This window comes from Methylophilus sp., assembly GCF_035460085.1.
Classification (GTDB): Bacteria; Pseudomonadota; Gammaproteobacteria; order Burkholderiales; family Methylophilaceae; genus Methylophilus.
Genome location: NZ_DATHWZ010000029.1, coordinates 15,406 through 30,618 on the forward strand (window position 1 = coordinate 15,406; position 15,213 = coordinate 30,618).

General features: G+C 48.7%; 11 protein-coding genes and 4 tRNA genes. 2 read left to right on the forward strand and 13 right to left on the reverse strand.

Annotated features, from left to right (window positions below):
• Positions 1-26: 26 nt before the first annotated feature.
• The 12 genes from hsdR to VK958_RS05145 form a co-directional block, all read right to left on the reverse strand.
• The gene (gene hsdR, locus VK958_RS05090) at positions 27-2,372 is read right to left on the reverse strand and encodes an EcoAI/FtnUII family type I restriction enzme subunit R (protein WP_325239537.1); all 2,346 of its coding nucleotides are present in this window, start codon (positions 2,370-2,372) and stop codon (positions 27-29) included.
• Between the two features lie 45 nt (positions 2,373-2,417).
• Entirely contained in the window at positions 2,418-3,761 is a 1,344-nt protein-coding gene (gene yjjJ, locus VK958_RS05095) for a type II toxin-antitoxin system HipA family toxin YjjJ (protein WP_325239539.1), read from the reverse strand.
• 147 nt (positions 3,762-3,908) lie between these two features.
• Positions 3,909-5,057: a restriction endonuclease subunit S gene (locus tag VK958_RS05100; protein WP_325239541.1), complete on the reverse strand. Its 1,149-nt coding sequence runs from the start codon at positions 5,055-5,057 to the stop codon at positions 3,909-3,911.
• The gene (locus VK958_RS05105) at positions 5,054-6,505 is read right to left on the reverse strand and encodes a class I SAM-dependent DNA methyltransferase (protein ID WP_325239543.1); all 1,452 of its coding nucleotides are present in this window, start codon (positions 6,503-6,505) and stop codon (positions 5,054-5,056) included. Before VK958_RS05105 ends, VK958_RS05100 begins: the two co-directional genes overlap by 4 nt.
• Before the next feature lie 245 nt (positions 6,506-6,750).
• A tRNA-Leu gene (locus VK958_RS05110) sits at positions 6,751-6,837 on the reverse strand.
• A 79-nt stretch (positions 6,838-6,916) separates the two neighbouring features.
• Positions 6,917-6,992 (reverse strand) — tRNA-Gly (locus VK958_RS05115).
• 5 nt (positions 6,993-6,997) lie between these two features.
• A tRNA-Cys gene (locus tag VK958_RS05120) sits at positions 6,998-7,071 on the reverse strand.
• A gap of 61 nt (positions 7,072-7,132) precedes the next feature.
• Positions 7,133-7,208 (reverse strand) — tRNA-Gly (locus VK958_RS05125).
• 107 nt (positions 7,209-7,315) lie between these two features.
• Positions 7,316-7,897 carry a CDP-diacylglycerol--glycerol-3-phosphate 3-phosphatidyltransferase gene (pgsA, locus tag VK958_RS05130; protein ID WP_325239546.1) on the reverse strand — a complete coding sequence of 194 codons (582 nt, stop codon included), beginning with the start codon at positions 7,895-7,897 and terminating at the stop codon, positions 7,316-7,318.
• A gap of 36 nt (positions 7,898-7,933) precedes the next feature.
• Positions 7,934-9,733 carry an excinuclease ABC subunit UvrC gene (uvrC, locus tag VK958_RS05135; protein WP_325239548.1) on the reverse strand — a complete coding sequence of 600 codons (1,800 nt, stop codon included), beginning with the start codon at positions 9,731-9,733 and terminating at the stop codon, positions 7,934-7,936.
• A 52-nt stretch (positions 9,734-9,785) separates the two neighbouring features.
• Positions 9,786-9,965, reverse strand: coding sequence for a tautomerase family protein (locus VK958_RS05140; RefSeq protein WP_055830975.1), 180 nt, complete (start codon positions 9,963-9,965; stop codon positions 9,786-9,788).
• Positions 9,966-9,994: 29 nt separating this feature from the next.
• Complete coding sequence (locus tag VK958_RS05145) at positions 9,995-10,711, reverse strand: cation diffusion facilitator family transporter (RefSeq protein ID WP_325239553.1); 717 nt, start codon at positions 10,709-10,711, stop codon at positions 9,995-9,997.
• Between the two features lie 102 nt (positions 10,712-10,813).
• On the opposite strand from VK958_RS05145, the gene VK958_RS05150 reads away from it, so the two are divergent.
• A complete protein-coding gene (locus VK958_RS05150) occupies positions 10,814-11,653 on the forward strand; it encodes a 23S rRNA (adenine(2030)-N(6))-methyltransferase RlmJ (protein ID WP_325239555.1) in 840 nt (279 codons plus the stop codon).
• A gap of 4 nt (positions 11,654-11,657) precedes the next feature.
• Here VK958_RS05150 and VK958_RS05155 read toward each other — a convergent pair whose 3' ends face one another.
• Positions 11,658-12,788 carry a DUF2914 domain-containing protein gene (locus tag VK958_RS05155; RefSeq protein ID WP_325239557.1) on the reverse strand — a complete coding sequence of 377 codons (1,131 nt, stop codon included), beginning with the start codon at positions 12,786-12,788 and terminating at the stop codon, positions 11,658-11,660.
• Between the two features lie 215 nt (positions 12,789-13,003).
• Between VK958_RS05155 and VK958_RS05160 the strand changes: the two genes are divergently transcribed.
• Positions 13,004-15,205 (forward strand): ATP-binding protein, encoded by a 2,202-nt coding sequence (locus tag VK958_RS05160; protein WP_325239559.1) that lies wholly within the window; start codon positions 13,004-13,006, stop codon positions 15,203-15,205.
• Positions 15,206-15,213: the final 8 nt, after the last annotated feature.

A 15,213-nucleotide genomic window follows, 5' to 3' on the forward strand; every position in this document is an offset into this window, starting at 1 on the left:
AGGGTACTGTCAGCGATGACTGATTATTAAAGACTGGCCTCGCCAGCTGGCTGATAAAGGTATTTTTGAAAGCCGACAAAGAGTTGCCTGATTGCAGCTGCATTCCCTAATTCAGCAGTGGCATCGTGAATGGACTGATATCTCAGGCTGATTAAATCTTTTAGCTTTTCCTGATTAAGCTCTTCGACGCCTTGTTGTACATATTGCCCAAGTATAAATTCAATAAATGCGGATTGCTTATCCGCAAAGTGCTGATGTATGTTCTGTTTAGCCTGATCTGCACGCAGTGTGCGCGAAAGCGGTTGCAAAGCAAAAGCAACGTTGGCCAATACATCAAACAGGTCGCTGTTTTCTGCTTCAATAATCCGCTGCATTTCCATCAAGACCTCTTTGTGAAAGCCTCTATCTGCCAACCCGTCCAACAGTTTTTTGCGAGTTTCCGGATTGCTCCATAAGTCGCGTAGCACATCCTCATCTTTGAAAAACTCGGGCAATACGCCAAATAAGCTTTGCAGAAACTGTGCACTCGACATAGGCTTGCCATCTGCCCCCCAAAAACTGGTGGCCATCATGTGTTGAATCTGACGCGTTTTGCCATCAGAAAGCTTGATGAGGATTTTTTCCGGCTTGGGCTCACGCTCCTGATAAGGTTTGGGGGTTTGCTCTGCTGGCTTTGGTTTGATCATCTGACTGCCAGGCGTGATGTACTCCACCGGCTCAGGCTCGCCATCCCATTCCGGGTCGCTGAAGTGATGGTGCGCTTTGACAAAATCATAAATCGTAAAATAGTCTTTGCCGTCATATAGCCGAGTACCACGGCCAATAATCTGCTTGAACTCAATCATGCTGTTGACCTCGCGCATCAGCACAATATTACGCACGTTGCGCGCATCCACCCCGGTTGAAAGTTTTTGCGAGGTGGTCAAGATGGTGGGGATGGCATTTTCATTGTCTTGAAACGCTCTCAGATACTCATCGCCACGCGCACCATCAGCAGCCGTGACACGCACACAGTAATCAGGGTCTTTGCTGGTTTTTATTTGGTTAATATAGTCACGTACTTCCAGCGCATGTTCCTGATTGGCGCAAAACACCAGGGTTTTCTCACGTTGGTTAATCAAGTCCATAAACAACTTGACGCGATATCGCTCCCTCGCCGGTATTTTGATGATGCGGTTGAAGTCGCCCTCTTTATACAGTTTGCCTGGCTCCGCTTCACCTTGTACCACCACACCATCGCCAGGTGTATAAATATACTCATCCAGCGTGGTCGCAATCTGTTTCACCTTAAAGGGAGTTAAAAAACCATCATTAATCCCTTCTTTAAGTGAATACACATACACAGGCTCACCAAAATAAGCATAGGTGTCGGTATTGTCTTTACGCTTGGGAGTAGCCGTCAGGCCTAATTGCACAGCGGGAGAAAAGTATTCCAGAATCCCGCGCCAATTGCCTTCGTCATTCGCTCCGCCCCGGTGGCATTCATCGATGATAATAAAATCAAAAAAGTCTGGTGGGTACTCGCCAAAGTTAGGGGCCGGATTGCCTGCAGCATCCGTACCACTCATAAAGGTCTGAAAAATGGTAAAGAAGATATTGCCGTTTTTAGGCACCCTGCCCTTTTTGCTGATTTCATCCGGTGCAATCCGCACCAAAGCATCTTCAGGGAAAGCCGAAAAGGCGTTGTAGGCTTGGTCAGCTAAACCATTGCGGTCAGCCAGAAACAAAATGCGCGGCCTGCGTGATTTTTCACCATTGAGTTCGCGGCTTAAATTCCAGCGGCTATAAAACAACTTCCAGGCCAACTGAAACGCAATAAAGGTTTTGCCTGTGCCAGTCGCCAGCGTCAGCAATATGCGTTGCTCATTATTGGCAATCGCTTCAAGCACCGCCTCAACCGCATTATGTTGATAATAGCGGGCGCCCCAGGTGCCGCCTTTATCTTCAAAAGGAATCTCAGAAAACTTGTCACGCCAAGCGTTTGGCTCGGCAAAAGTGAGTTGCCACAACGCATCAGGGCTGGGATATTGTGCAACATCCGCTTCCTTGCCCGTTTGCATATCAATGCCATAAATACGTTGCCCATTCGTGGCATAAGCAAACCGGCTACCCAGTTTTTGGGCGTAAGTTTTGGCCTGTGCCACGCCCTCGGTATAAGGCTTATCCCATGCTTTGGCTTCAATCACCGCTAATTTATGGTTTTTATACACCAACACATAATCGGCAATCTCTTGTTTGCCACGTTTGCCACCACTCTGCAAACGGCCCAGCGTAATATGCTCACGCTTGATATAACTGCCATCCACCACACCCCAGCCAGCGGCCTTAAGGGCTGGGTCTATGTGTTCTGCACGGGTTTCAGCTTCGTTCATCGCTTTGCAATCTATCTCATCATCGTCCGCTTTGGCATTGCTATGCTAACCCAATCTGGCAATCGCCGCACTAGCCATATCGAGTCGGTTGTCTAGAGCTGCAATACACACTCCAAAACGTGGGCTGAATGCGTTTGAGGCGTGTACCCGATTCAGGAAATCGCGCGCCAGCAATTCTGCGCGTCGCCAAATATCGTTGGGCACCTCAGCCTGAATGGTAGGTGCGGCAATGCTATCCGGCAGGCCACCGCCGCTACGTGGCGCAAACCCCATCGTGGTCATGTCATACGCCGGCGCAATTGCATAGGGCCGTCCTTGGTCAGCAATAAAAGATAAATTGCCGTTGTGCATATCCGTATTGCCAATTAATGTACCAAACGCCCACAATACTGCGGCTTCTGCTACAGCCTGAGGCTCTATCTGGCCTGCATCCGCAAGGCGGCGGGTAATCAGCGGCCAGTTTCCAACGGCCAACCCCACAAACTCAGCGTCTAACGCAGTAAGCGAGTGCAGTGCACGTCTCCCCAAGCTGCCCACACGGTCAAATCGCTCCACCTCTAGAAATCGCTGCCCGTCGTGGTCAAACACATAGGTTTGCGCGGCGGGGATATCTGCAGCGCGCAGAGTTTCCAGTGCTAGATGCTCAGCCAACAGCAAATCGCGCCAACGTTCACTCACTGGGCTATCTTCTGCTTCGCTAAACTTCACCAGCAAATGACGCGGCCCTGCTGGTGTGTCTGCATACACCGCAAATTTAGGCTGCTCACCCCCAGCAGAAGAGCCTGCCATTTCACCACTCGCAGCATCCAGAGCAAGCTGACGATAAACCTCGGCTTTATCCTGTTGCGTAATAGGCACAGGCAGCGGCGCAGATAGAAAACGATCGCGCACCAAATCGCCCAGCAGCAAATTACCCACCACATCATGGCCGTGCGCCAGCAAAGCGCGCAAGGCATGTTCATCGCTCCAATCGCTCAACCTTGCTGGCAGCCCCAGCGCCGTAGCATGGCGTGCGGCGTATGCTCGGCCAAGAAACCCATGCGGACGCATATCAAACAACCACCATGGCAAGCTGTCACTGCGCAAGGTCACACCATCCGCCTGCCGCATTACAAACCCGTGTGGGCGTACAGCAATCAATGTACCCAAGTTGATGACTTGTCCCTCGGCATTTACCCTGTAAATGGGTATGTCTGTGACGCCGCGCCCTGTATCGCGCAAGGTATATTGAATAGATCTAGCTGCGCCTAAACGCACCACTTCATCGCCAAGGCGGTTGAGCGCGCGCGACAAGGTTGGCTGACTAATCCCTATCTTTTCAATCAGTTGCTGTGCTGATTGGGGGCCAGCTGCCAGTAACAAACGGATAGTATTAACATGCGCTGACATAGGGGTGAATAGAATGTTGAATAGATAAATGAATGGATATTGTGAGCTTGCGTAGCAATAAATGCAAGCACTAGAAACATGAGTGGATATTTTTAAGGAATGTCGATGGCAACGACATCATAAAAAGGTTGCAAGCTTGTAACCTTTTTATAGGTCCCCAGCAAACGCCTGTTGCAAGAGCGATTTTTTGAGTTCATCGAGGCAGGCGATTTTGCGTTGGTAGAGGGCTTCTAGGCGTTGGGTTTTTTTTTGGAATTCTCGAACGCTGTTAACAATTACCTGCTGTGTTGCCAAATTTGGTAGTGGAACCATCAGTTCTTTAACCTCTCCACATGTAAGATGCGGAACTGTGGAGCCAGATCTGATTTCCTGAAACTTCTGTTTCATTTCAGAAGAGTTAAAAAATAGCGAAAGGAAAGACCCAATAAATGTGTCTTTCACTGCTGAAATTACAATCATTGCATGACAGTTGTGCCCTTCATGCTCTTTAGTGACAACTGCTGAGTGCCCAATGTGTCCACTTTGAACTAAAAGCACATCATCTTCTTTCAATATTGACTTTTTGTTCTTACGATTGAACTCTTCGGTAATGAACGTTTTTCCATCGAAAAGCAATTGGTTATTCTTAACGTGACGTGCGAGAAGATATGGCACTCCTGAATCATTGTATATATTACGCGTCGGGCCAACATAGCCATTCGTAAGTCTAGTAACCACGTTGCCAAGCCGCTTTTTCTCCCATTCGTGATCGTGCTGAGTGAATATCGATTGCAGGTGGCTTTCAAACAAGGCGCGGGCGCTTTGCAGGTTTTGTTCTGCATTTGCGCGCGCTTTGGCAATGCCCTCAAACGCTTGGTCGAGTATGGCTACGATGCGTTGTTGTTCTGCGAACGGTGGGACTGGAATTGGAATTGAGTTTAATGCTTTTTGATTTAGCTTTGGCTGTGCGGCACCAGTCACATAGTCATCTAAAGGTATGCTTTCAAAATAGAGCTCAACATAACGTTGAGTTACAAAATTATCAAACTTAAGTATATGAGCATGATTATTTACCCAATACTTTCCTGTTGCTGGAAATGCAATGGGTGTTGAGCGTGCTAAAAGATTTGCCCCATCTTCGGATATAAGTAGGGTATCGCATTCAAAAATGTAGCTTCCAACATAGTCAACAATTCCTGAAGCTCCGTAATATGGATAATGCCCCTCAGTTCTATCAGTCTTTGTGATCGGTACGCGCTTACTGTCTAAATTCTCAGCAATCTGATTTAAGGTTTTCACTTCCCAACCAGCCTTCATAGCAACGCCTTAATCCCTGCTAATACTTCTGCACTTTCAACATCGAGTGTAGCGATTTCTTTCATAATGGCTTGCGGGCTACGGTGCGCGACTTCTTCATTGCCGTTGGGGTTTTTAACCGATAGGTCATACCCTTCGACTTCGCTCAGGGCGAACGTATTGACTGACCAGCTTTTGGGGGAGTCAGCAAAGTTTTTTTGCAGTGCTACAAATTCCGCCAAATCGGCATCATTCAGCGGGTTGGTTTTGCCCATATTGCGGCCTGGGTCTAGCTGATAAAACCAGGTGTTGCGGGTAGGCGCACCTTTTTCAAAAAACAGCACCACGGTTTTTACGCCTGCACCTTGAAACGTGCCGCTTGGGCAATCGAGCACGGTGTGCAGGTTGCAACTCTCCAGCAACAATTTACGCAGACTGACTGAGGCGTTATCCGTATTGCTTAAAAAGGTGTTTTTAATCACCACCGCGGCGCGGCCACCGGCTTTGAGGCTTTTAATAAAGTGCTGTAAAAATAAAAAGGCAGTTTCACCGGTTTTAATGGGGAAAGGTTGCTGAATTTGCTTGTCTTCACTGCCGCCAAACGGTGGGTTGGCGAGAATAATGTCGTAACGATCTTTTTCTTGAATGTCGTTAATGTTCTCGGACAGTGTGTTGGTGTGGATGAGGTTGGGCGCTTCGATGCCGTGCAGAATCATGTTCATGAGCGCAATCACATAGGCGAGGCTTTTTTTCTCTTTGCCGTAAAATGTGCTGGTTTGCAGTGTGTTCAAGTCATCGGCTTTGGTGGCTTGGGGGCGCAAATAATCAAATGCTTCACATAGAAAGCCCGCACTGCCCACCGCGCCGTCATAAATGCGCTCGCCTATTTTGGGTTGTATCACTTGTATCATGGCGCGAATAAGCGGGCGCGGGGTGTAATACTCGCCACCGTTGCGCCCTGCGTTGCCCATGTTTTTAATTTTGGCTTCGTACAGGTGTGAGAGCTCGTGCTTTTCTACTTGGGTGTTAAAGCGCAGCTCATCTACTAACTCTATGATTTCGCGTAGCTTATAGCCGCTTTTGATTTTGTTGGTGATTTCATCAAAAATCTCACCGATTTTGTATTCGATAGTGTTGCGGTCAGCGGCGCGTTGCTTAAAGCTTTTGAGATAGGGGAATAGCTTGGTATTCACAAACTGGGTGAGGTCATCACCAGTCATGGCGTTATTGTGGTCAAACTTACCATCGGTAGTTTTGGGCGCTGCCCATGTTGGCCAGCGGTAAGCTTCATCCATAATAAATTGGTAGGGCTTGCCATCTAAATCAGCCTCAAGCGCTTTAGTTTGCTCTAAAGCATCAAGATATTTTAAAAACAAAATCCAGGAGGTTTGCTCAGTGTAATCAAGCTCTGTCGCCACACCATCTATGCGCAGAATGTTGTCGATATTTTTAAAGGTTTGTTCAAACATGGTGATGTTTTCTTGTTAAAAATCTGATTAAAAATAATCGATTGCAACTGACATCACTTTAACGGCTGGCGCGCTCGAAAACCAGCACTTCAAGCAGACACAAAAAACTGCTACTTTTATTTAAATGATAGATGCAGTGCGGAGAGTTGCCACTGATGAATCAAAACGACTAAAAAGTGGTGTTCTCACTTTTTGCAGATTGAATTTGTGATCAAGAGATCAAAGTGGAATGTCTATGAGAAGTGTGGTGCCCGGAGCCGGAATCGAACCGGCACAGCCGTTAAGCCGAGGGATTTTAAGTCCCTTGTGTCTACCAGTTTCACCATCCGGGCGGTAGGTCTGTCAAGCTGCGTATTTTAACACTTTGAAGGGTTTTGCATACCCTCTCAGGTGATGTGCTTGAGAGAAATTTGGAGCGGGAAACGAGTCTCGAACTCGCGACCTCAACCTTGGCAAGGTTGCGCTCTACCAACTGAGCTATTCCCGCATATCTGGAGGCGCGAGCCGGAGTCGAACCGGCCTAAACGGCTTTGCAGGCCGCGGCATAACCGCTTTGCTATCGCGCCAGAACCAACAACATAAAAACCACTTATGTTAAAAAGGGAAAGCAGTGCTTTCCCCTGAATTTGGAGCGGGAAACGAGTCTCGAACTCGCGACCTCAACCTTGGCAAGGTTGCGCTCTACCAACTGAGCTATTCCCGCGTATTTCCTTGCGCCATGCGTCGTAAGGAAGCTGGCATTTTAATGATTTTTTCCCCTGTGTCAAGGAAGATTTATGAAAAAACCAGACTTTTAGCAGGAATGCTTTTTCAGATGGTTTCGCGGATGGCAGGCCATGCTGCGCGCAGGTAATAACCCATGGAAATCAGAGTCAATAATGCCGCGATCACAATCAGCCATTCTCCTAACCACTGGATATTCACCCCGAATAGAGGGTCGTACCAAAGCAGCAGGATAATGGCGATCATTTGAGCAGCCGTTTTCACTTTTCCGACCATGGCAACGGCGACATTGGCACTTTGACCTATGCTGGCCATCCATTCGCGCAAGGCGCTGATGGCAATTTCGCGGCCTATGATAATAAGCGCGACGACGGCCCCTACCCGATTCAACTCTACCAACACGATCAGCGCTGCGGCGACCATCAATTTATCGGCCACCGGGTCCAGGAATGCGCCGAACTTTGACATTTGATGGTATTTACGTGCCCAATAGCCATCCAGCCAGTCGGTAAACGCAGCCAGCATGAATACGGAGGAAGCCGCGAGGTTGACCCAATGCGCCGGTAAGCCTTGTGCAGAAACGGCATTGGCTGGCAGGTAGAACATGCCGACGAACACCGGAATCATGGCGATGCGCAGCAAGGTTAGCAGGTTGGGGATTGTCCACATAGATATCTGTTTCTTATTGATGTCGCTTGAAAGTGCTCAATGCAGGCGCTCGTAAATGCTTTGCGCCAATGCCTGGCTAATGCCTTCGACTTGGGCAATTTCATCTATGCTAGCACTTTTTATCCCATCCAGGCCACCAAAACGCATCAGCAAGGCTTTGCGCCGCTTGGCCCCTACGCCTTCGATGTCTTCCAGGCTGGAGGTTATACGTGCTTTAGCACGCTTGGCGCGATGCCCGGTGATAGCAAATCTATGCGCTTCGTCGCGGATTTGCTGGAGCAAATGCAGGCCAAGGTTATCGGTTGGCAGATTCAGCATTTCACCGGTATCCGAGAAGATCATAGTCTCCAGGCCAGCCTTGCGTTCTTCACCTTTGGCAATGCCAACCAGTAAAATATCGTCCAGGCCAACTTCCTGCATGACTTCGATAGCGACGCCTAGCTGCCCCTTACCGCCATCAATAAACACCAGGTCGGGCCGCTTGCCCTCGCCTGCCGCTACTTTGCGGTAACGCCTGGTTAATACATCACGCATCGCAGCGTAATCATCGCCGGGCGTGATGCCGGTGATGTTGTAACGCCGGTATTCGCTATTTTGCATATCGCCACGGTCAAATACTACACAACTGCCTACTGTGGCTTCGCCCATGGTGTGGCTGATATCGAAACACTCGATACGCTCTGTCCCTTCTGAGAGGTGCAGTGCTTCACGTAATGCGACCAGGCGGGCTTGCTGATTGGCTGAAGTTGCTAATCGTTGCTGCAGGGCAAGCTCAGCATTTGTTTGCGCCATTTTCAGCCATACTTTTTTATCACCTATGGCATTGGTTAACACTCTGATTTTGCGGCCAGATTGTTCGCTGAGTACTTCTTCAAATTCATCCCTCTCCACTTCGGCCCCGCACACCAGTAATGGCGGCGTGTTTTGCGAGATGTAATACTGGGTAAGAAACGCTTCTACGGTTTCAACCAGTTCAGCGTCTTGGCTGTTTTTGGGGAAAAAGCTTTTATCGCCGAGATGCCGTCCGCCACGGATCATCACCAGGTTGATACAATGCTGTCCTTGTGTCTCGGCACAGGCAATCACATCGGCGTCACTGACACTGAAGTCACTGACAAACTGCTTGGCCTGGACTTGGCGTAAGGCTTGCATACGGTCACGCAGGATCGCAGCATGCTCATACTCAAATTCTTCGGCGGCCTTGTTCATCTCGCTACCTAGCGCATCGATCACTTCATTGGTTTTGCCTAGCAAAAACATGGCCGCGTGCCGCACATCACTCGCGTAACTCTCTTCAGAAATAAGGTCCACACAAGGCGCGGTGCAACGTGCAATCTGGTATTGCAAACATGGCCTGGAGCGATTGGCAAATACGGTATTTTCGCAGGTGCGCAATTTAAATACCTTTTGCAACAACTGGATACTTTCACGCACTGCCAGAGCACTCGGGAAAGGCCCGAAATACTGGTGCCCTTTGCGCTGGGCGCCCCGATGAAACGCCAGCCTGGGAAACGCGTCGCCGGTGAGGCTGATGTAGGGATACGACTTATCATCGCGGAACAATACGTTGTAACGCGGCATCAAGCCTTTAATCAGGTTGTTTTCCAGCAGCAAGGCTTCCGCTTCAGAGCGGGTCACTGTGGTTTCAATAGCCGCAATCTGCGAGACCATCATTTTGGTCCGCGGGCTGTTGATATTTTTATTGAAGTAACTGGAAACCCGTTTTTTCAGGTCTTTGGCTTTGCCTACATAAATAGGCGTGTTTTCCGCATTGAGCATGCGATAGACACCCGGTAAATTCGGTAAATTCTTGAGTATGGGTTTGGGATCAAACATGCGTGTATTTTACACGCATGTGTCTGGGTTCAAGACGTTAACTTCGAAGGTGTCAACCTAGCAACTCGCCACCAATTGCCCAATCCTCGTATTCGACTTCCTCAAATACTATATAGGTATAGCTGGCAGGTTTTTGTGCATGCCTAGTCAGGGTTTCTGTGATTTCCTTGGCGATTTGCTTTTTCTGTTCTTTGGTCACTGAACCAGCCAGTTTGACATTCACGTAGGGCATGATTGTTCTCCTTCAGATTAATGTGCGAATTAATGATGGTGATGGATAGCACCGCGACGTATATCTCTAATTAAATTAAGCGTCACGGCAAACAGTAACACTGAAATCACAATAGACAATATCGGGTCTATCGTCACCCAGCCAGTGAAATAAATCACTACGCCCGCCACAATGGCGGTGACAGAACCTAACAGGTCACCCATAACGTGTAAAAAAGCGGCCCGATGATTAAGGCTGGCATCACCACCATGGTGTTGATGCTGGTGATGCATATGCTTCGCAACAAAGATATTCACCAGCAAACCCAAAACGGCAATGATACTGACGTAGCCCCCAGCCACCGGCACAGGATTTCTAAGCCTTTCAATCGCTTCGATAATGATCCAGACCGCGACCACCAGCATAGAGGCCGCATTCACCATGGAAACGCGTAACTCCAAGCGGCTGGATTCCGGACTTTTACGCGTCTGGTGCGCAGCCCACATGGCTAATCCGAGTGCCAGCACATCGAATAACATATGCCAGGCATCACTGAGTAATGCCAGCGATTGCGTCCAGAGTCCACCTGCAAACTCGACTATTGCAAAAACAGTGATCGCCAGAAAAGGGATCAAAAACGGGTTGGTGTGCTCGTGCTCACCATGCGCATGGTCATCGTGATGATGATCATCTTTTGCCTGGTGTTTTTGCTGACCTGAACCACAGCAGTCATTCGTTGCAGCGTGTTTTGTATGAGATTTGTCCATGTCTGCATGCTAAAACAATTTGGCGTGATTCCACAATAGGCCGCAACAAAAATGGACTTATAATATTGGATTGTTCAATAGCGGCTCATCAAGAGCTATGCCATGTTAAGTTACCGCCACGCCTTTCATGCCGGCAATCATGCCGATGTCCTCAAACATTGGGTTTACAGCCTGGTGCTGGAATACTTCAATCAAAAAGACAAACCTTACTGGGTCGTAGATACTCATGCCGGGGCGGGTATTTATCGCCTGGATACGGCAGTGGCTAATAAAACCGCTGAGTATCTTGGCGGTATTGCCAGATTGTACAAAACCAGCCCGCCAGATGCTTTTGGCAGTTACTTACAAGCAGTCGCAGACACGCACAACATCGCAGGCAAGGATTCTTATCCTGGTTCACCTTGTATCGCCGATCACTTTATAAGAGCAGAAGATAAGTTACGTTTGTTCGAACTGCATCCTGCAGATGCTGCCTTGCTTGAACAGCAATTTGCTCATCGCAAAAGACAGGTTTCTACTCAGGCCAAGGATGGATTTGAAGGAATCAAAGCCTGCTTACCACCGCCTAGCAAGCGCGGCCTGGTGCTTATCGACCCGCCGTATGAAGTCAAAGATGACTATGCGCGCGTGGTCAGCTGTATCAAAGAGGCGCTAAAGCGTTTTTCTACCGGTACTTACCTGATCTGGTATCCACGCCTGCAACGGCCTGAACCGCAGCAAATGCTGGATAAACTGCGTGAACTGAATACGGATTATTTACACATCTGCCTCGATGTGCAGCAGCCCAGCGCAGATGGTTTTGGCATGCATGGTAGCGGCATGTGGGTGATTAACCAGCCCTGGACACTACGTCAATCTGTAGAGCCGCAATTAGCATGGTTAGCGCAAACATTAGCGCAAGATGACCATGCGCGCGCCTGGTGTGAAGGCCAGCAGAAATAAGCGCTTAGTAGCGAATACGCACGCGGCTCTGCGAATCTGACTGCGTGCCGATACTCACATCAAAATTACTCACGGCAATCGTCTGCCGGGTAGCCGTTTGTATCTTGACCCGCCACTCACCAGCCGTGACATTGCTTTTATAGGTATAACCGCGGTAACCATTATCCCGCCCTCCAACCAGCGAAAATCCAGCAGTTGATACGCTAACCCAACGCCCCGCCACCTTTTTCTGCCAGTCATGTACTAATTTGGTATGCAAACCCTGTGGTGCAAATACCGACGAAAAACAGACCAGCCTCTGGCCTGGTGCCAGGCGTAAATGATCAGTATCCACCCGCCAGAAATTCCACCACGGCGATTTCTCCACGGTCATCCAGTAACCTTCAGGTGACTTCTCCAGGTCATAAGCGACCACGACTGCCTGCTTCACCAGCGGAACTGGTGGAATCATATCTGCACGATAAGCGACCATCAATAAAGCAGCAATCACCCATACCGGCCAGATGCGTCCGGCATGGCGCGGCGCACGGCTGTACAGCACATAGGTGAGGGTTGCGCCTAATAGCGTACTTAGATAAAACCAGGCAGCGTGCACGCTGCCAAACAGGAACGGAAAAGCAAAGTTACACCACAGGATGGAACACAGGCCAAACATGCTCCAGCATAAACTCAGTCGCCGGTATTCGCTTTCCATAAATTCGTTTGCAACCAGCAGTGCGCCCAACACCAAGGTCAGTACCCACGCCAGGCCATAGCTGGAGCTTTTGAAGTAGAGGATAAACAGTGCACTCAGTACGCTGCCAAACAGAAACTGCAATATCCAGTAAGGCCAGTCTTGAACCGGCCAGCTGGATACTTTATTTTGTACCCACTGCCAGCCTAATAAACGTTCACGCATGCGCTTGGCACTGGCAGTAGGTTCAGCCAATTGATACATCAGGATGGCAGCCATCAGCAGATACAGTGCAAAAATCGCCATATCGAGAATGGCGACTTTTTTGCCTATGGTGATGGCATCCCAAATAAATCCGCCAATAAAAAATGTGATCGGCAGCACAGCCCTGGTGCGCACAAGACAGCGGGCGATGAAAGAGAGTTTCTCTGGAACAGGCGCTGAAATGAGTGGGTCAGTCATAATGGAGGGTAAAGCTTAAAAAGCATTGACGTTTTTATCATATATGGCAGCAACTGTCACTGCTGGGCAGTTACAAAGGTAAACTTTCTTTGATTATCAAATCCGGCCTGTTAAACTTTAAGTTATCTTAAGAGTTGTCCGTTATATACCTAAGAAGGTGTCCTCCATGTAAGGGCATCTGTATCGATATGCAACAATTCTGGCCGTAATCAGGTATGCGCGATCTAATTAGAAAAATTAAATATAAGTTAACCGAAATCAAATCCGTCAGTAACGAAACTGAGCAGGCCTTGATTCGCGTGACTTTCGTTAGTTTCATCACGCTCTACCTGTTATTCAATGGCAGTAGCTATCAGCCGGTTGGCGTTTGCCTGGTTTATCTATGTTGTGGTTTCCTGATGCTATTGAATATTCTGCGCAATCCGCAGAAAAATGAAAGACGGCAATGGATTGCCATGGTGATGGATATCACTGCCACTTCTCTGGAGCAGATGATTTCCGGCGCAATGGCTGGTGTATTTATCGGCATTTATTTATGGTTGATCATTGGTTATGGCCTGCGCTATGGCACCAAGTTCTTCAAAGGCTGTTATGTATTGAGCCTGATCGGTTTTAGCATCACCCTATACCTGAACCCTTACTGGAACCAGCACCAGCACCTGGCTTACGGTTTCCTGCTGACTCTGTTACTGATTCCACCGCACACCTTGCGTTTACAGGTCAGCCTCGAAAAAGCCACCAAACAAGCTGGCGAGGCCAACGAGGCAAAAACCAATTTCCTATCGAATATCAGCCATGAAATGCGTACACCGCTCAATGGCATCATTGGCGCCAGTGAGTTATTGGCACAATCCAAACTGGATACCAAGCAATCCGAACTATTAAAAATGGTCGGGGCTTCCGCCAGCAGCCTGAAAAAGCTGATCAATGACGTGCTTGATATCAGCAAGATCGAAAAAGGCAAAATTGACCTGGAAGAGATTGCTTTCTACCTGCCTGACCTGATCCATCGCTTACAACTGATGTTTCAGATAGAAGTCGAACGTAAGCAGTTATGGCTACGCTTTAATCTTGACCCGGCTGTCGAGCGTCATTACGTGGGTAGCATGCATCATATCGAGCAGGTGTTAATGAACCTGGTTGCCAATGCAATCAAGTTCACACAGCACGGTGGTGTCGATGTAGTGGTCAGTGTGACAGAGCGCTACGCCAATATGAGCATGCTCAAATTCCATATCCGCGATACCGGTATAGGCATCAAACCCGATGCGCTCCCGCATATTTTTGACAGCTTCACGCAAGCCGATAGCAGTATTACCCGCCGTTATGGTGGCACTGGCCTCGGAACATCGATTGCCAAGCAACTGGTCGAATTGATGGCAGGTAAAATTCAAGTCACCAGTGATGAAACCAGCGGCACCACTTTTGAAGTAACGCTACCGCTGGCATATGCTGAACCTGATGTACAAATAGCTTCCAACGAGATTAATCTTGAGGTCAATTCGAATGTGGTGCCATTAAGCAGCCACACACGCTTCCGCAAGAAAATCCGCGTGCTGATTGCAGATGACAATGTGGTAAACCGCATGATTCTTAACGAAACCCTGCAACGCATGCACTGTGTAGTGAAAGCCGCCGACAATGGTGATGACGCATTGGATGCGCTGGAACACCAGGAGTTTGACCTGATGATACTGGATTACAACATGCCGGAAATGAATGGCCTGGAAGTATTCAATATCTATCACGCATTGCCTGGCAGCAAACCGCTACGCACAGTGATCCTGACCGCAGATGCGACCAAGGCTACCCAGGACCGGTGTTTGAATGCTGGCGTTTATCAGGTGCTGACCAAGCCGGTGATTTCCAAACAGATTCAGGCACTGATTGAAGCAGTTGCGCAAACATTGGACACAGGCAATACCAGCAAGCCTTCCACCAAACCCTCTACACGCATATCACGCACAGTCGCTGCACAGCAACCAGAGAAAACCAGCAATGCAACTATCGAGCAAGTAGCTGAAAAAGTAGCAAGCATGACGCCGCCTGCCGAGCCTCTGCTGGATATTTACCGTATGGAACATCTGTTGAAACTGGGTGGTAGTGAAGCCTTTCTGTACCGGTTGATTACCGAGTTTATCGATACTACCGATGACCTGATCCGTGTGCTTCGAACAGAATCCCTGGATCTTAAATTTGAACAAGTGCACAAACTGGCGCATACGCTGGCCGGGGAATCCGCCAATATGGGCCTGATTCCACTCAGCAAATCTAGCCGCCGCCTGTTAGGCTTGAGCATGGAGGATGCCCAGACCATTTCCGGCCTTTATCAAGCCGTGGTTGATGTGTATGAAGAAACGCGTGTGCAACTACTGCAATTCCGCAGCAAGCTTTCTTCCAAACGCTCAAACAAATAATCGGGCAC